Raw genomic sequence first — 22384 nt, 5'->3', positions numbered from 1 at the left:
GGCTGGGGGAGGGCAGCGGGGTCTCACCGAGACCGGCACCGGCGGGGATACGACGACCTCACCCGTTGGTCGAAACGCGATTCCCGAAATCGAACCAGCCGCGACGTTCTCCCGCCGGATAGGCCGGACGCGCGGCGCTGGTCGCCACGGGGCGGTATGGTACCCGCTCCACCACGGGAGCCGCCGCGACCGGTTGCGCGCTCGCCAGCCGCTGATTCTCGCGTTCCAGTTCGGCGATGCGGGTCTGAGCGGCAGTCAGCTTGGTTTCGGTATCCTTCACCTGTGCCGCATGGGCATCGCGCTCCGTGGCGTAGCGGGTCCGCCATTTGCGCCCGCCGGGATGGCTCGCCAGCCCGAAAAGCCATCCGGCGATGAGGACCAGCCCCAGCACGGCGAATTGGGTCGTCGAAGTGAACAACATCGCGGTCGATCCCTGTCTGTTACGACCGGTCAACGACCAAGCGGCCCGGCGGTTGCCAAACGCCGCTTTACTGCCCCGACATCAGCGTGTCCTTGATCGAGCAGGCGGCGGGGCCCAGGATCACGACGAACAGGGTCGGCAAGATGAACAGGATCAGCGGGACGGTCATGATCGCGGGGAGCCGGGCGGCCTTTTCCTCGGCGCGCATCATGCGCTCGTTGCGGAACTCCGCCGACAGGACGCGTAGCGCGCTGGCGAGCGGCGTGCCGTATTTTTCGGTCTGCACCATGGTCGTGACGACGCTGCGCACCGCGTCCAGATTGACCCGGATGGACAGATTCTCCAGCGCCTGCCGCCGATCGGTCAGGAAGCCCAGCTCGACCGAGGTCAGTTGGAATTCGTCGCCCAGCTCGGGATAGGCGCGGCGCAGTTCGCGGGCGACGCGGGCGAAGGCGGCATCGACGGTCAACCCGGCCTCGGCGCAGATGACCATCAGGTCCAGCGCATCGGGCAGGCCCTTGCGGATCGCGGCGGTCCGCTTGTCGATCCGGTTCTTCAGCGCGAGGTCGGGCGCCTTGTAGGACAGGACCAGCGTCCCCGCGACCAGCATATAGCAGCTCAGGCCGCTCCAGTCGGAAAAACTGTCGGTGCCATAGACCCACAAGGCCATCCCGCCGCCCAGCACGATGGGCAGCGCTAGCCGTCCGAAGATCACCGCGACGGCCAGTTCCTTCGACCGGATACCCGCCTGAAGCAGGCGAAGCTGGATCGATTTGACCTGTTCGTCCTGGAGCATCTTCAGCGCGCTCAGCACCGATCGCATCCGCTCCAGCATGTCGGCGCGATCGACCCATTGGGTGCGGCGCTTGGGCGGCGCGGCGATCCCGGCCTTGAGCAGTTCGCGCCGTTCGTTGAGCGCGCGCACCCGGCGCGTCATCGGATCGCGCGTGCCGATCAGCAGATAGCCCGCGACCAGCAGGGCGAAGACGCACACCCCCCACAACAGGGCGGCGGCGGAGGCGGGCTCAAGGCCCAGGACGGTGTCGGCGGGGCTGGTCATTCAAATCTCGAAACTGATCATGCGCGACATGATGAAGGCCCCCAGGCCCAGCCAGATGAAGCCCAGCACCCCGATCAGCATCAGTCGCGGATCGGTGAAGAAGCGCGCCATATAGGACTGGTTGATCGTATAGATGATCGCGAACACGAAGAAGGGCAGCGACCCGACGATATAGGCGGACGCCTTGGGCTCGGACGACATCGCCCTGATCTTCAGCTTCATCTGCGCGCGCTTGCGCAGCACATCGGCCAGGTTGGACAGCGTCTCGGCCAGGTTGCCGCCCGTCTCGCGCTGGATGGCGATGGCGATGACGAAGAACTGGAATTCGGGAATATCCAGCCGGTCGGCGGTTTCCTGAAGCGCGGCGTCCATGGTCCGGCCGATCCGCATCCGGTCCGCGACGGCGCGAAATTCCTCGCCCACCGGCCCCGGTATCTCATGCGCGACCACCGCCATGGTCTCGGCGATGGGCAGGCCGGAGCGCAGGCCGCGCACCAGCAGTTCGATGGCATCGGGGAAGCGCGCGATGAACTTGCCGACCCGGCGGGCGATCAACCGCTTGACCACCATATGCGGCACCCACAGCCCGGCGACCGTGCCGATCACCAGCGCGAGGAACAGCGAGAGCCCGAGCACCAGCAACAGGATCATGGTGCCGAGCGCCAGCCCTGCGCTGGCCATGCCATATTGCCCGACGGTCCAGTCGTAGCCCGTCCGGTCCAGCATCTTGCCCAGCCGTGCCGGATTGGGCAGCAGGCGACCGAACGCCTTGTCCATCCGCGTGTCGCCCGCCAGCGCGATGCCGCGCGACGCGGCGATCGCGGCCTGGGCGGGCCGGTCGAGGTCGAGCGCGACGCGGTCCCGCAACCCCGCCAGCCGCCGGGCCTGCCCCCGCGATGTGGCGGGGGTGGCAAAGGCCGCCATCGCCAGCACCAGCGTCAGGAAGACGCCCAGGGCCAGGATCAGGGTCGCCGTCATGCCCATCGCGTCAGTTCGCCCGTGTCCGCTTGGCGAGCAGCGCCTTCAGGTCGAACCGGTCGAGCAGCCCGCGCCGGTTGGACGCGAGCGGATCGGACCCCTCGGACGAGGCGCAGATACGCTGCGACAATTCGACCAGGGGCGCGATGGTGCGCGAGGTGCGACCCAGTTCGGCGATCGGCTTGCCGACCTTGGCGGCCTGTACGACCAGCTTCTGGTCATAGGGGATCAGGAAGTCGAGCGGGCGTTCGATCGACCCCTCGAAATCGCTTTGCGCGATCTCGCTCTGCCCGGTCGGCAGGACGCGGTTGGCGATCGTCAGCACGCTGGTCTGCGGCGCATGCGTCTTCAGCCAGGAAAGGATGCGGATGGTGTCGCGCGCGGCGGCCAGGGTGAGTTCGGTCACCAAGACCAGGGTCTGCGCGCTCGTCACCAGTATCGGCTGCTGGATCAGCAGGTTGCGGGGCAGGTCGACGATCGTCGTCTCGAAATTGATCCGCATTTCGTCCTGCAACTGCGCGAAGGCGAGGCCGTCATGGACGATAGGCGCGCTGATCGGCGCTTCGGCGGACAGGATGGCGAGCTTGGGCGTCGCCTTGACCATGGCGCGTTCCAGGAACAGCCCGTCGATCCGCCCCGGATTGTCGATGGCATCGACCAGCCCGCGCCCCGGCTCCAGATCGAGCGCGAGCGCGGCGGTGCCGAAATGCACGTCGAGGTCGAGGATCGCGGTCGTCCGGTCGAGCCGCTCCGCCATCAGCCAGCCGAGCGAGGTCGCGACGGTCGAGGTCCCCACGCCGCCGCGCACGCCGACGACGGCGACGTTGCACGGTGCCTTTTCGGGAGCCGTGTCCATCGCGCGCGGGGCGTGCAGGATCGTTCGCGCCTGCCCGATCGCGTCACGCAACATGTCGGCGTTGATCGGCTTGAGCAGATAGTCGTGCAGCCCGCTGGCCATCAGCATGCGGTACAGTCGCACGTCGTTGACCTGGCCGACCGCGATGACGATCGTGCCGGGCTCGCACACTTCGGCCAGATTGTTGATCTCGCTGGTCGGGTCGGGCGTGTCGCTGAGATCGACCAGCAGAATTTGCGGGCTCGCGCTGACCGACAGTGCCTGGATCGCGCCGCGCAGCCCGCCCTTCAGCACCTTGTCCGGCGACCAACCATGCTCGACGATGATCGGTCGGATCGCCTCGGCGGTCCAGTCGTCGCAGACATAGGCCTGGATCGCGTCGCGCTGAGTCATCAAATGGGGCGTCCAGGGGGCGTTCATTGCGCGCCTCCGCCGCTCGCACTCGCGCCGCCCCCGCCGGCACTGGCATTGCGCAGGGCAGTGCCGCCATTGCCGGTGGGCGCGGCGGCGCGCAGGGCGTTGACCGCCCGGCTTCCCATCGCCGGATCGGCGGTGGCCGGACCATCGACGCCGCGAACCAGATCGTTGGGATTGGCGACCATCGCCGCCAGATTGCGGTTGACCGCGCAGCCATGGTTGGACGCGGTCCGCCCCGACCAGTCGGCGGGGGCCGCGTCGCCGCTCGCATCCGGGCAACCGGGGACCGAGGCCTGCGCCCGCGTCACGACGACGCGGATGGTGTCGGGCGCGACCGGGCTGCGCGTGATGCCGGAGGCCTGGCCGATCAACAGGCCATAGCGCCCCACGACCTCCGCCACCGCGCGATACGCGCCGGGTGCGTCGCCCGCCGGGTCTTCGACCGTCACCCGGTCGCCATAACCAAGCCGCAGATTATGCGCCCAGCCGTCCAGTCGCCGGTCCTCATCGGCGGCGAGGCGTCCCCCCGACACGGCGAGATCGAGCGCATAGTCGGTGCGGCCGACGACCGGCTGATGGCTGGTTTCCAACTGTGGCTGGCCGGTGCCCATGCACCCGCCGGTCATCAGCATCAGGCCGAGCGGCATCAGGGATAGCGAGGCGCGACGCATGGGGCGGGACATCCTTGGACGGGCGGTCATTCGTAGAAACCGGGAGTGGGCGCGCCCTTGCGAGCGGCGGCGGGGGGCGTGGTTCGCGCCGGGGCGACCGGCACTGGAGCGGCGACGCCCGCGGTCGGGCGCCCCTGAACGGGAGCGGCCATGGTCGGGACCGGGCGCGGCTGGTTGGTCGCCGCACCGATCTGGCCCAGCAGGACGCGCTCGGCGTCGTTGGGCGCACGCTGGCCATCGGTGGGCAGCGCGATGTCGGAGGGCGAACTGACCGGCTTGACCAGATAGGGGGTGATGATGATCACCAACTCGGTCTCGCTCCGCTTGAAGGCGTTCGACCGGAACAGCGATCCGATCAGCGGCAGGTCGCCCAGCCACGGCGTCTTCTCGATCGAATTGTCGCGGCTGTTGGACAGCAGCCCGCCGATCATCATGCTCTGGCCAGACCCCAGTTCCAGCGTGGTCTCGGCGCGCCGCGTGGTCAAAGCGGGGATCGAGGTCCCCCCGACCGTCACCGCGCCCACCGACGAGATCTGCGACACTTCGGGCCGGACGCGCAGCGAGATGCGCCCGTCCGCCAGCACGGTCGGGGTGTAGGACAGGCTGACGCCATATTGCTTATACTCGACCGACACCGCACCGAAGCCGGTGGCGAGCGGGATCGGAATCTCGCCGCCGGCCAGGAAGGTCGCGGTTTCGCCCGACAAGGCGGTCAGGTTGGGATTGGCGAGCGTCGAGACCTGGCCCAGCGTCTCGCCCAGATCGATCGCGCCGAGCAGGTCCATGCCCAGCACCCGACCGGCGAGACCCAGGGTCGTGCCCGAGCCCGCGCCGCGATTGAACGTATATTGGGTGGCCGGCTGTCCGGCGGGATTGGTGACGGTGGTGATCGATCCCGCATTGCTGCGGCCCGTGCCGATGCCGAATATGAAGCCGCCGCTATTGTCGCGGTTGAGCAGGTTGACGCCGATCGACTTCACGAAATTGCGGTTCACCTCGGCGATGCGCACCTGAAGGTTCACCTGCAACGGCGTCGCGGTCTTCAAGCGGCTGATGATCCGCGTGTCCTTGCCGACATAGGCCTGGACGAGCCGTTCGGCCTCCGCCCCGTCATCGGGGGCCGCGACCGTGCCGGTCAGCAGGATCAGCCCGTTCATCGGCGTCGCGGTGATCGTCGCCTCGGGCATGGCGAGCCTCAGCATCCGACCGATCGAATCGAGATTGTTGCCGACCCGCACCGTCGTCGCATAGACGACCGCGCCGCCGCGGCCCGTCGCGGAGATGCTGGTCTCCCCCGGCTTTTTACCGAAGATATAGAGCTGGGTCGGGGAGCGGACCTGCACGTCGGCGATGCTGTCGTCCGCGACGAACAGGTCGGTCATCGGACGGGGCAGGGTGATCAGGCGGGCGCGGCCCGTATTGATCTCCAGCGCGCCCGATCCGTCACGCGCGACGGTGGACCCGTCGGGGTCGGCGTCGGCCCTGGCAGGGGCGGGCGCGAAGAGCAAGGGCGCGAGTATCAGCGCGAAGGCCGCCCCCCGCACCGAGCCCGAGAGTCTGGATCGCATCGCCATCGTCAATTCTTCCCCGCATTGGATGCGTCGCCGGAAGTCCCGGAGGAACTGCCGCGCATCACCCGCACCCCGGCATTTTGCGCGACCGTCTGGACACCGGCGGCGGGCGCGGCACCGGGCGCATTGAGCATGCCGCCTTGGTTCGGCGCGGCGTTCGACTGACGCCCCGGCACGGTCCGGCGCTGATAGCGCGACACGTCGCCGCCGGTCGCGAAGGAGGCGCGGTCGATCACCGGTTGCGCGATCGCATCCGAACGACCGTCCGCCATCTCGTCGGGACGCTCGGCCAGCGCGCGCAGCGACAGCGACAGGGTGCCGACCGTCTGGGCGACCGCCAGTTGCTCGGCCATTTTCGGCGTCGCCTCGACCGTGACGGTGGTGAAGGTGTGGACCGGCGTCTTGCCGTCGTCACCCGCCTGACTGTCGGTGCGCTGGTCGGTCGCCAGCACGCGGACGTTGCGCAGGATGGTTTCGGAAACCTTGAGCGGCGGGCCGTCGCCGCCGCCCGCGACGTCCTGGGTCAACACCATGTCGATCCGGTCGCCGGGAAAGACGAAGCCGGCCACCGCCGTCTGGGCGGAAACGGGAACGGTGACGGCGCGCATGCCGGGCGTCAGCGCGGCGGCCAGAAAGCCACGATCGCCCGGACGCACCACGGCCCCCTGGGTCAGCGGCTGTCCGGCGGTGATCGCATAGCGCAGCACCGTGCCCTGCAGCTTCGCGACATCGGCCTGGCCCTTCACATAATAGGCACCGGCGACCATGTCCTTGGGCCAGGGCTGGAACCTCAAGGCAGTGGTGTCGATGATCGTGCCCACCGGCAGGGTGCGGGTGGCGACCAGGACTTCGGCCTGCGGCACGGCGGGGGCGGCGATGACGGCGGCCTCGGCTGGCGGCGCGCTGTTGCCCGACGTGATCGCCCGCGCGAATAGGGCGGTCACCCCCGCGATCAGCAGGGCCCCCACCAGCAGCAAGACTTTACGACTGTCCATCCTGTCTCTTCGGCCTCGGTGCCGAGCCCGTTGCTCGGCCTGTATGTGACGTTAAGTATGTTGGAAGGGGTTAAATATCGGTTCCCGCAGGATCAGCAGCGCCGCGACCGCGATGGCGACGCCATAGGGCACCTCGATCGCGCGGGCCTCGCCGGTCGCTCCTCCACGGCGCAGGCGGTGGTCGACCAGCATCGCCAGGGTGATCGCCCCGCCCGCGATCGACATGATCAGCAGCATCCGGAACAGCGACGGCAGCGGCAGCCACAGCGCGATCGCCGCGATCATCTTTACATCGCCGCCGCCCATCATGCCGATGCGAAAGGCTTGCGCGAACAGCAGGAAGACGCCGACCGCCACGGCCAGCCGCAATGCCATGTCGGGCCACAGGGGCAGGCCGCTTGCCCACCACCATAGCGGCGCCAGCAACGCGATCGCGATATTCTTGCGGTCCGCGATCTCACGGGTCCGCGCATCCTCTATCCCCGCCGACAGCAGCAGCAGCAGCAGCGCGACGAGCAGGGCGATGCGGACAATGGTCCATTCCATGGCACAACGCCCTAGACGGCAGGGCTTTCAAAACCGTAACCGGGAAGCGGATGATCGACAGCCTTTCCCTTCGCCGAACCTTTCCCGCCGATGCGCGGGTGACGCGGTGGATCGCGCCCGACGGATGGGATCACCGGCGCTTCGACTGGGCGGCGGCGCGGCCCGTCGGGCGGCTGCTGTTCCAGACCGGTCGGGCCGATGTCATCGAGAAATATCTGGAGGTGTTCGCGCATCTGGTCGCGGGCGGGTGGAGCGTCACCGCGTTCGACTGGCGCGGGCAGGGCGGATCGGGGCGGCTGCTCGCCGATCGCCATGTCGGGCATGTCGGCGAATTCTCGGTGCTGGTCGAGGATCTTCGCGCCTTCTGGACCGAGTGGCGGGCGGAGGGGGACGGCGCGGGGCGCCATGTCCTGCTCGGCCATTCGATGGGCGGGCATCTGGCGCTGCGGGTGGCGGTCGAGGGAGCGGTCGCGCCCGATGCGCTGATCCTCGTCGCGCCGATGCTGGGGCTTCGCCTGCCCACCGGGCCGCTGCTGGGCACGGGGATCATCGGCCTGATGAACGCGCTGGGCCGGGGCGAGCGCGCGATCTGGCGGGCGGGGGAGGAGCCCGGCCTCCACACCCGCCAGCGCAACCTGACCCATGATGTCGAGCGGTTCGAGGACGAAGCCTATTGGTATGGGCGATCCCCCGACCTGGCGCTGGGCCCGCCGAGCTGGGGTTGGCTGCGTTCGGCGTCGCGATCGATGCGGGCGCTGCTGCGTGATCCCCGACTCGACCGGCTGTCGATCCCGATCCTGGTGCTGATCGCCGAGGCGGACCGGCTGGTCGATTCGGGCTGTTCGCTGCGGGTCGCCGCCCGGATCGGTGCGCAGGTCGAGCGTTTCGGGCCCGAGGCGGCACATGAACTGTTGCGTGAGGTCGATCCGGTCCGGCTGCGGGCGCTGGCGGCGATCGATTCGTTCCTGAGCGGGATCGCGGCGTGACCTATGACATCGCGATCGTCGGGGCGGGGATGGCCGGGGCGAGTCTGGCCGCCGCGATCGGACGGCGCGCGCGGGTCGTGCTGATCGAGGCGGAGGACATGCCCGGCCGCCACGCGACGGGGCGCTCGGCGGCCTTCTGGTCGGAAACCTATGGTGGCCCGGCGGTGCAGCCGCTGACTACCGCTTCCGGCCCGGCACTGCATGAGGGCGGGTATCTGACCCCGCTGGGCTCGCTGCACATCGGGCGGGCGGAGGATGCGGATCGGGTCGAGCGGTTGCTGTCCGATTTCGCCGGCACAGGCGTGGCGCTGTCGCGGGTCGATCCCGCCGCTCATGTCCCCGGCCTGCGCCCGGAATGGCGGCTGGGCGTGTGGGAGCCGAGTTGCGCCTATATCGACGTCGCCGCCCTGCATGCCGATTATCTGGCGGCGGCGAAGACGGCGGGGGCGGTGGTGATGACCGACGCCGCGCTGCTGCGTGCCGAGCGGCGCGACGGGGCATGGCGGCTGGACACCCGCGCGGGTCCGGTTGCGGCGACGCTGCTGGTCGACGCCGCCGGAGCCTGGGCGGATCGGGTCGCCGAAATGGCGGGTGTCGCGCCCATCGGCATCACGCCCTATCGCCGGACCATGGTGCAACTGCGTACCGACCCGCCCGCGCCCGCCGGTCTGCCGCATGTCGTGGACATAGCGGGCGGCTTTTATTTCAAGCCCGAGGCGGGCGGTCGACTCTGGCTGACCCCGCATGACGAGACGCCGAGCGTGGCGTGCGACATCGCGCCGGAGGAATGGGACGTGGCGGTGGCGATCGACCGGCTGGAGAAGGTGGTCGACTGGCGCGTCGAGGCGGTCGAGCGCCGCTGGGCGGGCCTGCGCAGTTTCGCCCCCGACCGCGCGCCGGTGTACGGCTATGATGCGAAGGTGCCGGGCTTCTTCTGGTGCGCGGGGCAGGGCGGCTTCGGCATCCAGACGGCTCCTGCGGCGGCGGCCATGGCGGCGGCTTTGTTATTGGGCGACGGGGACGTGCCGGAGGGTGTCGATGCCGGGCGTTATGGGGTCGAAAGGTTCTCGGTTTAGGCCGGGATCGACATTCAGATATGCCCTTCCTTTCCCTCGCCCCTCATGGAGGGGAGGGGCAAGAAGAAGGAGTAACATGAATGTCGAACCATTTTTAAAATGGCAGCGGAGCGATATCCGGCTCTACCCAATCCCGGCGGGCCGGCACGCTGAACAGACATTCGCGGCTCCAATAAGCGAACAGCCAATTTGGATCACCGAAATGGGATGCCATCAAGGCCGAATGCACGGCATGGAGGGGCGCGTTCTCCGGGTGGCTTGCAAGATGGTCGGCCGCTCCGCGCATCGAGGCCAGGGTGATCGTGTGATGATAGCCGCCCGTGTCGGTGTTCGCGGTCCCGGTCGCCTCGTTGTAGCGGCAGATGAGCCTACGTATCGCGCTCGCTTCGGTGAGGTCGCGGCGATGGCGGCAGAGCCAGAGTGCCGCCGCGAAATGACCCGCATGGGTCCATTCGCTCTTGGGTAAGGTGCGATCGATCACGCCCGACGCGATGCGTTCGATGGCGGCTTCGTCCCGGTAATACATGGCCCTGTTGTCCTTATGATCAGGCCCAACCGGCATGAAAAACCCCGCCGATTGGGCGGGGTGGTCAGCATCACGTCGAGGGATAAGGTCTTCAGCTATCCCATGAACCATGCGCGCGCACAAACACCGCCGTCCGATTGCGGCATTGTTGTTGGATGCGGGCGGTCACACGGATCATGCGCGTTTCGTACCATCGCTCCATTTGGCGCTCAAACCGATTTTCTTTCCAGGCTTCCTCGGCACGAAACCGACCGCATGGACCGATCCGGTTTCCGCTATTTCCGAAACGTCTCCGCCGCATCGCTGGCCAGCCTGTCGGCGCGCTCATTGTCCGGGTGGCCCGCATGGCCCTTGACCCATTTCCATTCGATCTGGTGGCGCTCGGCGGCGGCGAGCAGCGCCTGCCAGAGTTCGGCATTCTTGACTGGCTTCTTGTCCGCCGTGCGCCAGCCATTGCGCTTCCAGCCGTGAATCCACTTGGTCAGGCCGTCCATCACATAGCGGCTGTCGGTCGACAGCGTGACCGCGCAGGGGCGCTTCAAGGCGTTCAGCGCCTCGATCGCGGCCATCAACTCCATGCGGTTGTTGGTGGTCAGCGGCTCGCCGCCCGACAACTCCTTCTCATGCGCGCCCGATCGGATCAGCGCGCCCCAGCCGCCGGGGCCGGGATTGCCCTTGCATGCGCCGTCGGTGGCGATCTCCACGGGCGTCACAATCCGGCCTTTCCGTCGCGATAGGCGATGTAGCGCCGCCAGTAAGCGAGCGGGTCCTTGCGCGTCACTAGCGCGTCGGCGGGGGTGTTGAGCCAGTCCCAGGCCCGCGACAGCGCGAAGCGAATGCACGCGCCCATGGCGAGCCGTGCAAAGGCCGCGCGCTCCGCCTCGGACAGCGGGAAGTGGCGCCGATATCCCTCGACCAGCGCCGCGCCGATCTCGGGCGCATAGGTTTCGCCGCTGGCGTCGAAACTCCAGGCCGAGTGCATGATGGCGAGATCGTAGATGCGGAAATCGGTGCAGGCGAAATAAAAGTCGATCAGCCCGGTCACCCGGTCGCCCAGCACCAGCACATTGTCGGGAAACAGATCGGCATGGATAACGCAAGCATCGAGCGCCTGGCTCTCCCAGCCGTCCAGCACCGTATCGAGCGCCTCGGCCATCGCATCGTGCAGGCCGGGCTGGATCCGGTCGAGATCGCGCCCGCATTGCTCGAACAGCGGACGCCAACTCGCATGGCCCATCGAATTGGTGCGGTTCTGCGGGAAGTCGGCAACCGCGCGGTGCATCGCGCCCATCGCCTCCGCCGCCGCCAGCGCCTGTGCCGGGGTCGGGTGCGACAGTGACACGCCGGTCAGGAACTGGATCAGGCAGGCGGGGCGGCCCGCCAGTTCCTGGATCTCCACGCCCTGTCGGTCCTTGATCGCGGGCGGCACGGGCAGCCCCTTGGCCGCGAGATGGTCGAGCAGCGCGAGGAAGAAGGGCAGGTCGCCCGATGCCACCCGCTTTTCGTACAGCGTCAGGATGAACCGAGCGGCGGTGGTGTCGACCAGATAATTGCTGTTCTCGACCCCCTCCGCGATCCCTTTCGCCGAGATCAGTTCGCCAGCGTCATAGCGCCCCAGAAACGCCGACAGCGCCTCCGCCGAAACCTGCGTATAGACGGCCATGGCTCAGGCGGCCGCTTCCAGCCCGCGCGGCAGCTTGAACGCGATGGTTTCGCGCGTCGTCTCTTCCTCGCGTTCGGTGACGGTGAAGCGCTCCGACAGGCGATCGACCAGTTCGCGGACCAGCAGTTCGGGCGCGGAGGCGCCTGCGGTCAGACCCAGGGTCTTCACACCATTCAGGAATGCCCAGTCGAGATCGGCGGCGCGCTGGATCAGCATGGCGCGCTTGCCTGCCCGCTCGGCGACCTCGACCAGCCGCAGCGAATTGGAGGAATTGGGCGCGCCGATCACCAGCACCGCGTCGCACTCCGCGGCGATCGCCTTGACGGCGGCTTGGCGGTTGGAGGTGGCGTAGCAGATATCCTCGCCGCGTGGCCCCTGGATCGTGGGGAAGCGGCGCTGGAGCGCCTCGATCGTCGCGGCGGTGTCGTCGACCGACAGGGTGGTCTGGGTCAGGAACGCCAGATTGTCGGGGTCCGCGGGGGTAAAGGCTTCCACATCCGCGACCGTCTCGACCAGCGACATGGAGCCTTGCGGCACCTGGCCGAAGGTGCCGATGACCTCCGGGTGGCCCGCATGGCCGATGAAGACGATGTGGCGACCCATCTCGACCAGCCGCTCGGCCTGACGATGGACCTTGGAGACCAGCGGGCAGGTGGCGTCGAAATAGGCGAGGCCGCGATTCTCCGCATCGGCGGGCACCGACTTGGGCACGCCATGCGCGGAGAAGACGACATGCGCGTTGGCAGGCACCTCGTCCAGTTCCTCGACGAAGATCGCGCCCTTGGCCTTCAGGCTGTCGACGACGAACCTGTTATGGACGATCTCGTGCCGGACATAGACCGGTGCGCCATGCTTTTCGAGTGCCAGTTCGACGATGCGGATGGCACGGTCGACGCCCGCGCAAAAACCGCGCGGTGCGGCGATCAACAGGTCGAGGGGCGGCTTGGGGCTGTCGGTCATGGTGTCGGCTCTACGCCATTGCTTGCGCGCGTCCAACCCGGTTCCTATGCTGGCGACCAAACCGGCATCCTGCTTCGGCATCCAGAATAGGCGTTTCGACCTGTGAAAGCATCGTTTCTCGCTCCCGTCGCCCTTGCGCTCGTTCTCGGGGGCTGCGCCCGTACCGGTGAGATCGACGCCTCGGGCGGCATCACCGCTGTCCGCTCGGCCTGTCCGATCGTGGGGGTCGCGGCGGGAACCGGCGACGTGACCCTGTTCAAGACGCCGGGCGCGACGGATGAGCGGTCGATCGATCTGGTCGCCAACATGACCAATGTCCGTGGCAATTGCGCGGATTCGGGCACCGACATCGTCACCAGCGTGACCTTCGATGTCGAGGCGCGGCGGACCGACACCACGACGGCGCGCGATGTCGTCCTGCCCTATTATATTGCGATCGTGCGCGGCGGCACCAATGTCGTCGCCAAGCGGATCAGCCGGGTCAACATCCACTTCGACGCGGGCCAGGCGCGCGGGCAGGTCGCTGGGGAGGCATCGGCCACCGTCGCACGCTCGGCGGCGACCCTGCCCGATGATGTGCGCGAAAAGCTGACCCGCCGTCGCAAGGCGGGGGACGAGGATGCGGCGGTCGATCCGCTGACCAACCCCGAAGTCCGCCAGGCGGTGGCGAGCGCCAGCTTCGAGGCGCTGGTCGGGTTCCAACTGACCGACGCGCAGTTGAAGTATAACGCGACTCGGTAATCCGGCGAGGTTGCCGCCCCTCCACCACGCCCTGCGGGCGCGGTTCCCCTCCCCAAGCTTACTTGGGGAGGAATGGGGTCTTCCAATCCTCCCCATCTCCGATGGGGAGGGGGACCGCCGCGAAGCGGTGGTGGAGGGGGATGGCCCCCAGCTATCCACATCTTTACGCGCACCGGCCATCGTTCCCCAATTGACTCGGAACCACTCGCCCGGCAGAGGGCGCGGCGTCGATGTCGGACATGTCCGACATAGGCGCGCGCGGGAGAGCGTCGGGTTCATCTTTCAGGTGACGAAACCCGACCGCCGAAGGAGCAACCACCCCGGAATCTCTCAGGCAAACGGGACCGCGATCGCCATCGACACTCTGGAAAGCGCGCTTCGGCCTCGGGCTGCGGCGCCACCGAAGGGGTAAGCCGGATTTCCGGCGAAAGCTCTCAGGTTCCGTGACAGAGGGGGATCGGATCGGGTAAGGACAGTTACGTCCCTAGCCGACACCCTTTTGACGGAGACCGGCCCCGTGAGCGACGCAACCGACCTGAACGTAGAAGACGCCCCCGAGGGTCAGGAGATCATCCAGACGCTGCCGCTGGACGCCTGGCATCGTGCGCGCGGTGGCCGGATGGTCCCGTTCGCGGGCTATCACATGCCCGTCCAGTATGAAGGCATCATGGCCGAGCATCTCTGGACCCGCGAATCGGCCGGACTGTTCGACGTCAGCCATATGGGCCAGGTGGTCTTCACCGGTGAGAATGGACTGGCGCCGGTCATTATCGCGCTGGAAAAGGTCCTGCCGGGCGACATCACCGGGCTGGGTGACCGGAAGAACCGCTATTCGCTGCTGCTGAACGAAGAGGGCGGCATCCTCGACGACCTGATGGTGACGAAGCGCACCCTCGACGGCGCGGACGAACTCTACATGGTCGTCAACGGTGCGACCAAATATGACGACATCGCCTATCTGCTTGACTTCATTCCCGATGATGCGACGCTGAACCTGCTCGACGAGCAGGCGCTGCTGGCGCTCCAGGGGCCGAAGGCGGTCGACGCGCTGGCGCGGATCGTGCCGGGCGTCGAGGACTTGGTGTTCATGACCGCCGCCGATTTCGTGTGGCACGACGTGCCGCTGTGGATCAGCCGCTCGGGCTATACCGGCGAGGACGGTTATGAAATCTCGATCCCGGCGGACCATGCGGCCGCCTTTGCCGACCTGCTCTGCGAACAGGCGGAAGTGAAGCCGATCGGCCTGGGCGCGCGGGACTCGCTGCGTCTGGAGGCGGGGCTGCCGCTCTACGGCCATGACCTCGACCCCGAGACGACGCCGGTGATGGCCGATCTGGGCTTCGCGCTCGCCAAGAAGCGCCGCGAGGCCGCCGATTTCCTTGGGGCCGGGCGTATCCTCGCCGAGCGTGAGAACGGCCCCGCCGTCAAGCGCGTCGGCCTGACCGTCGCGGGTCGCCAGCCGGTGCGCGAGGGCGCGTCGGTGGTCGCCGAGGACGGCTCGGTCATCGGTCGGGTCACCAGCGGCGGCTTCGCCCCCTCGCTCGGCGCGCCGATCGCCATGGCCTATGTGCCGACCGATCTGGCCGCCCCCGGCACGGCGGTTAAACTTCTTCAGCGCGGCAAGACCCATGACGCCACCGTCACGGCGATGCCCTTCGTCCCCCATCGTTACGTTCGTTCAGGAGCCAAGTGACCATGAGCCGCTATTTCACCGAAGATCATGAGTGGATCGACGTCGACGGTGATGTCGGCACGGTCGGCATCTCCGATTACGCGCAAGGAGCCCTGGGCGACATCGTGTTCGTCGATGTGCCCGAGGAAGGCCGCGAACTGACCAAGGGCGACGAAGCCGCGGTGGTCGAGTCGGTCAAGGCCGCGTCGGACGTGTACGCGCCGGTGTCGGGCACCGTCATCGAGGGCAATGCCCAGTTGTCGGACGAGCCTGCGCTGGTCAACAGCGACCCCGAAGGCGAGGGCTGGTTCTTCAAGATCACCCTTTCCGACGCATCGGAGCTGGAAAGCCTGATGGACGAAACCGCCTACGCCGCGTTCGTCGCCAAGCTCTAAAAACAATTAGCCCCTCTCCTTCAGGGGAGGGGTTGGGGTGGGGCGTATCCCCAAGCGAGGCATTCGCGGCCACGCCCCACCCCCGGCCCCTCCCCTGAAGGGGAGGGGAGAGAAGGATTCCGATGCGCTACCTGCCCCTTACCTCTTCCGATCGGGCCGAGATGCTCTCGGTCATCGGTGCCGGATCGGTCGACGACCTGTTCGTCGATGTGCCCGAATCCGCCCGCCTGTCCGGCCCCATCGAGGGGTTGCCCGGCCACGCCTCCGAACTGGCGGTCGAGCGGCACATGACCGCGCTCGCCCGCAAGAACATGGTCGCGGGCGACGTGCCCTTCTTCCTGGGCTGCGGCGCGTATCGCCATCATGTCCCCGCCAGCGTCGATCACCTGATCCAGCGCGGCGAGTTCCTGACCGCCTATACGCCCTATCAGCCGGAAATCGCGCAGGGCACGCTCCAGATGCTGTTCGAGTTCCAGACGCAGGTCGCGCGTCTGCTCGGCACCGATGTCGCCAACGCCTCCATGTATGACGGTTCGACCGCCTGCTGGGAAGCGATCGGCATGGCGCGGCGCATCACCAGGAAGTCCAAGGCTATCCTGTCCTCGGGCCTGCACCCGCATTATGTCTCGGTCGCCAAGACGATGGCGAAGTACACCGGCGACACGCTGGAAACCGGCGCGCCGGTCCTGACCGCCGAGACCGACATCGACCAGATGATCGCGGCGATCGATGCCGACACCTCGTGCGTCGTCGTCCAGTACCCGGACATTCTGGGCCGCATCGCCGACCTCACCCCGCTGGCCGAGGCGTGCCATGCGAAGAAGGCGCTGCTGATCGCCGTCGTGACCGAGCCGGTCGCGCTGGGCGCGATCCGCTCGCCGGGCGAGATGGATGCCGACATCGTCGTCGGCGAAGGCCAGTCGCTGGGCGTCGGGCTCCAGTTCGGCGGACCCTATGTCGGCCTGATGGGCTGCAAGGATAAGTATATCCGCCAGATGCCGGGCCGCTTCTGCGGCGAGACGGTGGACGCGGACGGCAAGCGCGGCTTCGTGCTGACGCTCTCGACCCGCGAGCAGCATATCCGCCGCGAAAAGGCGACGTCGAACATCTGCACCAATTCGGGCCTGTGTGCGCTGGCCTTCTCGATCCACATGACGCTGCTGGGCGAGGCGGGGCTTCGCCGGATGGCGGGGATCAACCACGCGAACGCCTGCCGCGCGGCGGACCGTCTGGCGAAGGTGCCGGGTGTCAAGCTGGTCAACGACGTATTCTTCAACGAGTTCACGCTCGATCTGGGTCGCGAGGCGCGCCCCATCGTGCGGACGCTGGCCGAGCGCGGCGTGCTGGCGGGCGTGTCGCTCGGGCGGCTTTATCCGGGTGAAGATGCGCTCGCGAACGGACTGGTGGTGGCGGTCACCGAAACGGTGACGGCGGAGGATATCGAGACGCTTGCCCAAGCGCTTGAGGAGGTGCTGGCATGACGATCAACCAGAGCGGCTGGAAGCCCACCAGCCCCGAAGCCAAGGACGGCGAAGTGTCCGCAACCTTCACCGGCAATCGTGCGCTGATGCTGGAAGAGGCGCTGATCTTCGAGATCGGTGATACCGAAACCACCGGCGTCGATTTCGCCGAGGGCGATGTCGCGGGTTCGCGACTGGGCGACCTGTCGCGCAACGCCCCGATCGGCCTGCCGGGCCTGTCGGAGCCGGAGACGGTCCGCCACTATACCCGCCTGTCGCGTCAGAATTACGCGATCGACCTGGGGCTGTTCCCGCTCGGCTCGTGCACGATGAAGCACAATCCGCGCCTGAACGAGAAGATGGCGCGGCTGCCGGGGTTCAGCGACGTTCACCCGCTCCAGCCCGTCGACACGGTGCAGGGCGCGCTGGAGGTCATTCACCAACTGGCGCACTGGCTGGTGACGCTGACCGGCATGGCGTCGGTCGCGATGAGCCCCAAGGCGGGCGCGCATGGCGAACTGTGCGGCATCCTGGCGATCAAGGCGGCGCTGGAGAAGCGGGGCGAGGGCCATCGCAAGGTCATCCTGGTCCCCGAGTCGGCGCACGGCACCAACCCGGCGACGGCGGCGTTCGCGGGCTTCTCGGTCGAGAATATTCCCGCGACCGACGAGGGTCGGGTCGATACCGCGGCACTCAAGGCGCGGCTGGGGCCGGACGTGGCGGGCGTGATGATCACGAACCCGAACACCTGCGGCCTGTTCGAGCGTGACCTGAAGGACATTTCCGACGCGGTCCACGGCGTGGGCGGCTATGTCTATTGCGACGGCGCGAACTTCAACGCCATCGTCGGGCGCGTGCGTCCGGGCGATCTGGGCGTCGATGCGATGCACATCAACCTGCACAAGACCTTCTCGACCCCGCATGGCGGCGGCGGACCGGGTTCGGGGCCGGTGGTGTTCTCCGACGCGCTGACGCCCTTCGCGCCTTTGCCCTTCGTCGAGAAGACCGGCGAGGGCTTCCGGCTGGTCGAGGAAGAGAATGCCGACGACCATCACGCCGATAGCTTCGGCCGCATGGTCGCCTTCCACGGCCAGATGGGCATGTTCACCCGCGCGCTGACCTATATCCTCAGCCACGGCGCGGACGGTTTGCGCCAGGTCGCCGAGGATGCGGTGCTCAACGCCAACTATGTCCTGCGGTCGCTGGAAGACACGCTCGACGCCCCCTTCGCCAAGAGCGGGCCGTGTATGCACGAAGCCATCTTCTCGGACGAAAATCTGGCCGAGGGCTTCTCGACGATCGACGTCGCCAAGGCGCTGATCGACGAGGGCTTCCACCCGATGACCATGTATTTCCCGCTGGTCGTGCACGGCGCGATGCTGATCGAGCCGACCGAAACCGAGTCGAAGGCGGCGCTCGACCAGTTCATCGGCGCGCTGGCGTCGGTGGCGGAGCGGGCCAAGGCGGGCGATCCCTCGCTCAAGACCGCGCCGCACTTCGCGCCGCGCGCCCGCCTCGACGAAACGCTGGCCGCGCGCAAGCCCGTGCTGGTGTGGAAGGACAAGGCGGCCTGATCCGCCGATCCCGCGCTGTCCATGAGGGCGGCGCGGGGGGGTGCCGTCATCCCAGCGAAAGCTGGGATCTCTGGCGATCGATAGCGTGTCGTCGCCAAAGGCCCCAGCCTCCGCTGGGGCGACGGGTCAAAGCGCCGTGAACAACGAAATCCCGCCCAGTATCACCCCGGGCGCATTGGCGAACACGATCGGCCAGTCCCGCTTCTCGCGCAGGAAGCCATAGGCGACCCACAGCGAACAATTCACCATCGTCGCCAATGGCTGGATGGTGGACCCTTTCTGCCCCGCCAGGTTAAGCTGTATCTGATCGATATAGGACAGGTACATGGCCACCGCCGTCGCGGTGGCGATCCAGCCGAGCAGCATGAGTTTCCGTTCGCTCACAGGCCTTTGGTCTCCCTTTCATGGCACCTAAATCGATTGAAGCGTGGACATGGGACGCGCAAGCGGAGCGGGATGTTCCGAGCGGCGAAAAGGACGAGCATGCGCTTTGACGAAACCCAGGCCGAGACGCTGGAGACGATCCTGCGCTGGCGGCGCGATGTCCGGCACTTCCGCAACGACCCGGTCGATGACGCGGTGCTGGCGCGTCTGGCGGAGGCGATGACTCTTGCGCCGTCGGTCGGCAATGCACGGCCATGGCGGGTGATCCGGGTGGAGGATTCCGCGCTCCGTGCCGCCGTCCGCGCCGATTTCCAGCGCTGCGATGCGGAGGCGGCGGCGGACTATGCCGACGAACGGGCCGCCGCTTACCGTGCGTTGAAGCTGGCCGGGCTGGACGCGGCGCCGGTGCAACTCGCGGTCTTCACCCATATCGATCCGGCGGAGGGGCACGGCCTGGGCCGCCGCACCATGCCGGAGACACTGCGCCAGTCGACCGCGATGGCGATCCATACGCTGTGGCTGGCGGCGCGGGCGGCCAATCTGGGGATGGGGATGGTGTCGATCCTCGATCCCGCCGCGATGGAGCGGCTGTTCGATGTGCCCCAGGATTGGGTCTTCACCGCCTATCTGTGCCTGGGTCATGCCGAGTGGGACGACGACACGCCGCTGCTCCACCGGGCGGGCTGGCAGGAGAATGGCCCGACCCGGTGGGCGGTTCAGTAAGCCGTCGCCCCAGCGCAGGCTGGGGCCTTTCTCCGCGAATGCATCATCGTGCGGCACGAGATCCCAGCTTTCGCTGGGATGACGGACGAAAACTCAATCCTCCGGCGCGGTGGTCAGTGTCTGCTGCTTGCCCAGTCGCTGCTCGCGCCAGACGATGAACAACCCGCTGGCGATGATGATCGGCGCGCCCATCCAGGTGGTCGAGGCGGGCAGCACCCCGAAGATCAGCCAGCCATAGACGGTCGCCCAGATCAGCCCGGAATAGTCCATCGGCACCACCGCCGCGACCGGGGCCAGCCGCGATGCGCCGGTCAGCGCGATCTGTCCCACGCCGCCGACCAGCCCGATCGAGATCAGGATCGCCCAGGTCAGCGCGTCATGCCCCTGGATGTTGAAGCTATAGGGAATGGCGATGAAGGGCAGGGTCAGCGTCGAGAAATAGAAGACCGTCGTCCCCGAAGGCTCGTCGCGCAACTGGCGCAGCAGGATCGCGACGATCGCCACGAACATCGCCGCCAGCAACCCCACGCCCGCGCCGAACAGCGACATGTCGTTGGCCCCCGGCCGCACCACGATCAGCACGCCCGCGAAACCGACCAGCACCGCGCTCCACCGCTGGATGCCGGTCCGCTCGCCCAGCACCAGCGCGCCCAGCAGGGTGGCGAAGATCGGCACGGTGAACTGGAACGTCGTCGCCTCCGCCAGCGGCAACAGCAGCACCGCGCCGAAGGTGAAGACCATCCCCACCAGCCCGACCATCGAGCGTGCCAGATGCCCCTTGAACCGCGTCGTGCGCAGCGACCCCAACCCCGGCCCCGCCATCACGAAGGCCAGCACCACGGGCAGAGCGCAGGCCTGTCGCCAGAACATGGTTTCGAACAGGGTCGCCCCGCGCGATTCCGCCAGCTTGATGAGCGCCGACATGGTCGACAGGAAGAAGATGGCGATCAGGCGCAGGCCGATGCCCTGGAGCACGCGGTCGCCGGTCATGGGGCTGTCCCTAACCCTTGCTGCACCGCGAAGGAACCCCGAACGCGCGCCCCCTTGGCGAGCAAGGGTCTTTGCCGCTATCGGGCGGGCATGAAGCACGCTCTGTCCGTCACCCGCGACGCGGATTTCTCCGCCTGGTATCAGTCCGTCATCGCCGAGGGCGATCTGGCCGAGGAATCGGGCGTCCGTGGCTGCATGGTCATCCGCCCCTGGGGCTATGGCATCTGGGAGCGTATCCAGCGGCTGCTCGACGATCGCATCAAGGCGACCGGACACGAGAATTGCTATTTCCCGCTCTTCATCCCGCTCAGCTATTTCGAGAAGGAGGCCGAGCACGTCGACGGCTTCGCCAAGGAAATGGCGGTCGTCACGCATCACCGGCTGATCGCCGATGGCAAGGGCGGGCTGGTCCCCGATCCCGAGGCCAAGCTCGAGGAGCCCCTGGTCGTGCGCCCGACCTCGGAGACGGTGATCGGCACCGCCTTTGCCCGCTGGGTCCAGTCGTGGCGCGACCTGCCGGTCCTTATCAACCAATGGGCCAATGTCGTCCGCTGGGAAATGCGCACCCGCATGTTCCTGCGCACCGCCGAGTTCCTGTGGCAGGAGGGGCATACCGCCCATGCCACGGTCGACGAGGCGCGGGCCGAGACGATCCAGATGCTGGAGGTCTATCGCAGCTTCGCCGAAGATTGCCTCGCCATGCACGTCATCGCGGGCGAGAAGCCCGAGAATGAGCGTTTTCCCGGCGCGGTCGAGACCTATTCGATCGAGGCGATGATGCAGGACGGCAAGGCGCTCCAGGCCGGGACCAGTCACTTCCTGGGCGACAATTTCGCCAAGGCGCAGAATATCCGCTTCCAGAATGCCGAGGGCGGACTGGACTATGCGCAGACGACCAGCTGGGGCGTGTCGACCCGGATGATCGGCGGCATGATCATGGTGCACGGCGACGATGACGGGATGCGCGTGCCGCCCAAGGTCGCGCCGTGGCAGGTGGTGATCGTGCCGATGCTGCGCGACCAGCCCGAGGACGAGGCGCTTCTCGCCTATTGCCGGGACTTGCAGAAGGAACTGGTCGGCCAGTCCGCGCTGGGCGAGCCGATCCGCGCGATGGTCGATGCGCGGGCGCAAAAGGCCGCGACCAAGCGCTGGGGCTGGGTCAAGAAGGGCGCGCCTGTGGTGATCGAGGTCGGCGGGCGCGACATGGCGGGCGGCAACGTCTCGGTGATCCGCCGCGACCGGTTGTACCGCGAGGACGGCAAGCTGGACTCGGTCGTCCAGCCGCGCGGTGATTTCGTGTCGGGCGTCGAGGCGCTGCTGGCCGACATCCAGGGCGAACTCCACCGCCAGTCGGCCGAGCGGCTGAAGGCGCAGATCGTGCCGGTGGACGACTGGGCCGCTGTCGAGGCGCATTTCGCGGACGGTGTGAAGAACCCCGGCTGGGTCGATGTCCGCTGGGCCAAGCCGACCGGCGAGGAACTGGAGCAGGTGGTCGAGAAGCTGAAGGCCTTGAAGCTGACCATCCGCAACGCCCCGATGGGGCAGACCGGGTGCGACGACGGCCCCTGCATCTTCACCGGCCGCGCGGCGGTGGAGCGGGTGCTGATCGGCCGGGCTTATTGATCTTGGCACGCCCCTCCCGCAAGCGGGAGGGGATGGGGGAGGGCCAGGAGTCTCACCGAGACCGCCGCTTGTGGCTTGGCCCCCTCCCCAAACCCC

23 protein-coding genes and 1 riboswitch are annotated in these 22384 nt (G+C 67.6%); of the genes, 9 read left to right on the top strand and 14 right to left on the bottom strand.

Annotated features, from left to right (window positions below):
• Positions 1-58: 58 nt before the first annotated feature.
• The 8 genes from SM191_RS17645 to SM191_RS17610 form a co-directional block, all read right to left on the bottom strand.
• Positions 59-421, bottom strand: coding sequence for a hypothetical protein (locus SM191_RS17645; RefSeq protein ID WP_341507337.1), 363 nt, complete (start codon positions 419-421; stop codon positions 59-61).
• A gap of 67 nt (positions 422-488) precedes the next feature.
• Positions 489-1481: a type II secretion system F family protein gene (locus SM191_RS17640; RefSeq protein ID WP_341507336.1), complete on the bottom strand. Its 993-nt coding sequence runs from the start codon at positions 1479-1481 to the stop codon at positions 489-491.
• Complete coding sequence (locus tag SM191_RS17635; RefSeq protein ID WP_341507335.1) at positions 1482-2465, bottom strand: type II secretion system F family protein; 984 nt, start codon at positions 2463-2465, stop codon at positions 1482-1484.
• A gap of 4 nt (positions 2466-2469) precedes the next feature.
• Positions 2470-3735, bottom strand: a complete 1266-nt coding sequence (locus SM191_RS17630; RefSeq protein ID WP_341507334.1) for an AAA family ATPase — start codon at positions 3733-3735, stop codon at positions 2470-2472.
• Positions 3732-4403 (bottom strand): CpaD family pilus assembly lipoprotein, encoded by a 672-nt coding sequence (locus SM191_RS17625; protein WP_341507333.1) that lies wholly within the window; start codon positions 4401-4403, stop codon positions 3732-3734. The genes SM191_RS17630 and SM191_RS17625 overlap by 4 nt, the downstream gene beginning before the upstream one ends.
• 26 nt (positions 4404-4429) lie before the next feature.
• Entirely contained in the window at positions 4430-5971 is a 1542-nt protein-coding gene (locus SM191_RS17620; RefSeq protein ID WP_341507332.1) for a type II and III secretion system protein family protein, read from the bottom strand.
• An 8-nt stretch (positions 5972-5979) separates the two neighbouring features.
• The gene (gene cpaB, locus SM191_RS17615) at positions 5980-6969 is read right to left on the bottom strand and encodes a Flp pilus assembly protein CpaB (protein WP_341507331.1); all 990 of its coding nucleotides are present in this window, start codon (positions 6967-6969) and stop codon (positions 5980-5982) included.
• A 51-nt stretch (positions 6970-7020) separates the two neighbouring features.
• Positions 7021-7515: an A24 family peptidase gene (locus SM191_RS17610; protein WP_341507330.1), complete on the bottom strand. Its 495-nt coding sequence runs from the start codon at positions 7513-7515 to the stop codon at positions 7021-7023.
• Between the two features lie 50 nt (positions 7516-7565).
• Between SM191_RS17610 and SM191_RS17605 the strand changes: the two genes are divergently transcribed.
• Both SM191_RS17605 and SM191_RS17600 read left to right on the top strand, forming a co-directional pair.
• Positions 7566-8501, top strand: a complete 936-nt coding sequence (locus SM191_RS17605) for an alpha/beta fold hydrolase (RefSeq protein WP_341507329.1) — start codon at positions 7566-7568, stop codon at positions 8499-8501.
• Positions 8498-9577, top strand: a complete 1080-nt coding sequence (locus SM191_RS17600; protein WP_341507328.1) for an NAD(P)/FAD-dependent oxidoreductase — start codon at positions 8498-8500, stop codon at positions 9575-9577. Before SM191_RS17605 ends, SM191_RS17600 begins: the two co-directional genes overlap by 4 nt.
• A 94-nt stretch (positions 9578-9671) precedes the next feature.
• Here the strand turns inward: SM191_RS17600 and SM191_RS17595 are convergent, their stop codons facing one another.
• The 4 genes from SM191_RS17595 to ispH form a co-directional block, all read right to left on the bottom strand.
• Positions 9672-10103 (bottom strand): hypothetical protein, encoded by a 432-nt coding sequence (locus SM191_RS17595; RefSeq protein ID WP_341507327.1) that lies wholly within the window; start codon positions 10101-10103, stop codon positions 9672-9674.
• A 275-nt stretch (positions 10104-10378) separates the two neighbouring features.
• Entirely contained in the window at positions 10379-10816 is a 438-nt protein-coding gene (gene rnhA, locus SM191_RS17590) for a ribonuclease HI (RefSeq protein WP_306999109.1), read from the bottom strand.
• On the bottom strand, positions 10813-11766 hold the full coding sequence (gene thrB / locus SM191_RS17585) for a homoserine kinase (protein ID WP_341507326.1): 954 nt from the start codon (positions 11764-11766) through the stop codon (positions 10813-10815). The genes rnhA and thrB overlap by 4 nt, the downstream gene beginning before the upstream one ends.
• 3 nt (positions 11767-11769) lie before the next feature.
• Entirely contained in the window at positions 11770-12726 is a 957-nt protein-coding gene (gene ispH, locus SM191_RS17580) for a 4-hydroxy-3-methylbut-2-enyl diphosphate reductase (RefSeq protein ID WP_341507325.1), read from the bottom strand.
• A 102-nt stretch (positions 12727-12828) separates the two neighbouring features.
• On the opposite strand from ispH, the gene SM191_RS17575 reads away from it, so the two are divergent.
• From SM191_RS17575 to gcvPB, 5 genes are all read left to right on the top strand, one after another.
• On the top strand, positions 12829-13467 hold the full coding sequence (locus SM191_RS17575; RefSeq protein ID WP_341507324.1) for a hypothetical protein: 639 nt from the start codon (positions 12829-12831) through the stop codon (positions 13465-13467).
• 249 nt (positions 13468-13716) lie between these two features.
• Positions 13717-13824: riboswitch (glycine riboswitch) on the top strand.
• 160 nt (positions 13825-13984) lie between these two features.
• The gene (gene gcvT, locus SM191_RS17570; protein WP_341507323.1) at positions 13985-15160 is read left to right on the top strand and encodes a glycine cleavage system aminomethyltransferase GcvT; all 1176 of its coding nucleotides are present in this window, start codon (positions 13985-13987) and stop codon (positions 15158-15160) included.
• A gap of 2 nt (positions 15161-15162) precedes the next feature.
• Positions 15163-15534, top strand: a complete 372-nt coding sequence (gene gcvH, locus SM191_RS17565; RefSeq protein ID WP_341507322.1) for a glycine cleavage system protein GcvH — start codon at positions 15163-15165, stop codon at positions 15532-15534.
• Positions 15535-15656: 122 nt separating this feature from the next.
• Entirely contained in the window at positions 15657-17015 is a 1359-nt protein-coding gene (gene gcvPA, locus SM191_RS17560; RefSeq protein ID WP_341507321.1) for an aminomethyl-transferring glycine dehydrogenase subunit GcvPA, read from the top strand.
• The gene (gene gcvPB / locus SM191_RS17555; protein WP_341507320.1) at positions 17012-18568 is read left to right on the top strand and encodes an aminomethyl-transferring glycine dehydrogenase subunit GcvPB; all 1557 of its coding nucleotides are present in this window, start codon (positions 17012-17014) and stop codon (positions 18566-18568) included. The genes gcvPA and gcvPB overlap by 4 nt, the downstream gene beginning before the upstream one ends.
• A gap of 126 nt (positions 18569-18694) precedes the next feature.
• Here the strand turns inward: gcvPB and SM191_RS17550 are convergent, their stop codons facing one another.
• The gene (locus SM191_RS17550; RefSeq protein WP_306999127.1) at positions 18695-18952 is read right to left on the bottom strand and encodes a SemiSWEET family transporter; all 258 of its coding nucleotides are present in this window, start codon (positions 18950-18952) and stop codon (positions 18695-18697) included.
• A gap of 99 nt (positions 18953-19051) precedes the next feature.
• On the opposite strand from SM191_RS17550, the gene bluB reads away from it, so the two are divergent.
• Positions 19052-19675, top strand: coding sequence for a 5,6-dimethylbenzimidazole synthase (gene bluB, locus SM191_RS17545; RefSeq protein WP_341507319.1), 624 nt, complete (start codon positions 19052-19054; stop codon positions 19673-19675).
• Positions 19676-19768: 93 nt separating this feature from the next.
• On the opposite strand, the gene SM191_RS17540 is transcribed toward bluB, so the two are convergent.
• Positions 19769-20665, bottom strand: a complete 897-nt coding sequence (locus SM191_RS17540; RefSeq protein WP_341507318.1) for a DMT family transporter — start codon at positions 20663-20665, stop codon at positions 19769-19771.
• Positions 20666-20755: 90 nt separating this feature from the next.
• Between SM191_RS17540 and proS the strand changes: the two genes are divergently transcribed.
• Positions 20756-22288 (top strand): proline--tRNA ligase, encoded by a 1533-nt coding sequence (proS, locus tag SM191_RS17535; RefSeq protein ID WP_341507317.1) that lies wholly within the window; start codon positions 20756-20758, stop codon positions 22286-22288.
• The last annotated feature ends 96 nt before the right edge of the window (positions 22289-22384 follow it).

The organism is Sphingomonas sp. 2378 (assembly GCF_038084995.1).
Lineage (GTDB): Bacteria > Pseudomonadota > Alphaproteobacteria > Sphingomonadales > Sphingomonadaceae > Sphingomonas.
The sequence above is the reverse complement of the archived record's forward strand: the minus strand, read 5'-3'. Positions and strand labels throughout refer to the sequence as shown.

Bases quoted from the DNA above. Each gene is read 5' to 3' on its own strand.
- SM191_RS17645 (WP_341507337.1), bottom strand. From the start codon at position 421: ATGTTGTTCACTTCGACGACCCAATTCGCCGTGCTGGGGCTGGTCCTC.
- SM191_RS17640 (WP_341507336.1), bottom strand. From the start codon at position 1,481: ATGACCAGCCCCGCCGACACCGTCCTGGGCCTTGAGCCCGCCTCCGCC.
- SM191_RS17635 (WP_341507335.1), bottom strand. From the start codon at position 2,465: ATGGGCATGACGGCGACCCTGATCCTGGCCCTGGGCGTCTTCCTGACG.
- SM191_RS17630 (WP_341507334.1), bottom strand. From the start codon at position 3,735: ATGAACGCCCCCTGGACGCCCCATTTGATGACTCAGCGCGACGCGATC.
- SM191_RS17625 (WP_341507333.1), bottom strand. From the start codon at position 4,403: ATGCGTCGCGCCTCGCTATCCCTGATGCCGCTCGGCCTGATGCTGATG.
- SM191_RS17620 (WP_341507332.1), bottom strand. From the start codon at position 5,971: ATGCGATCCAGACTCTCGGGCTCGGTGCGGGGGGCGGCCTTCGCGCTG.
- cpaB (WP_341507331.1), bottom strand. From the start codon at position 6,969: ATGGACAGTCGTAAAGTCTTGCTGCTGGTGGGGGCCCTGCTGATCGCG.
- SM191_RS17610 (WP_341507330.1), bottom strand. From the start codon at position 7,515: ATGGAATGGACCATTGTCCGCATCGCCCTGCTCGTCGCGCTGCTGCTG.
- SM191_RS17605 (WP_341507329.1), top strand. From the start codon at position 7,566: ATGATCGACAGCCTTTCCCTTCGCCGAACCTTTCCCGCCGATGCGCGG.
- SM191_RS17595 (WP_341507327.1), bottom strand. From the start codon at position 10,103: ATGTATTACCGGGACGAAGCCGCCATCGAACGCATCGCGTCGGGCGTG.
- thrB (WP_341507326.1), bottom strand. From the start codon at position 11,766: ATGGCCGTCTATACGCAGGTTTCGGCGGAGGCGCTGTCGGCGTTTCTG.
- ispH (WP_341507325.1), bottom strand. From the start codon at position 12,726: ATGACCGACAGCCCCAAGCCGCCCCTCGACCTGTTGATCGCCGCACCG.
- gcvH (WP_341507322.1), top strand. From the start codon at position 15,163: ATGAGCCGCTATTTCACCGAAGATCATGAGTGGATCGACGTCGACGGT.
- gcvPA (WP_341507321.1), top strand. From the start codon at position 15,657: ATGCGCTACCTGCCCCTTACCTCTTCCGATCGGGCCGAGATGCTCTCG.
- gcvPB (WP_341507320.1), top strand. From the start codon at position 17,012: ATGACGATCAACCAGAGCGGCTGGAAGCCCACCAGCCCCGAAGCCAAG.
- bluB (WP_341507319.1), top strand. From the start codon at position 19,052: ATGCGCTTTGACGAAACCCAGGCCGAGACGCTGGAGACGATCCTGCGC.
- SM191_RS17540 (WP_341507318.1), bottom strand. From the start codon at position 20,665: ATGACCGGCGACCGCGTGCTCCAGGGCATCGGCCTGCGCCTGATCGCC.
- proS (WP_341507317.1), top strand. From the start codon at position 20,756: ATGAAGCACGCTCTGTCCGTCACCCGCGACGCGGATTTCTCCGCCTGG.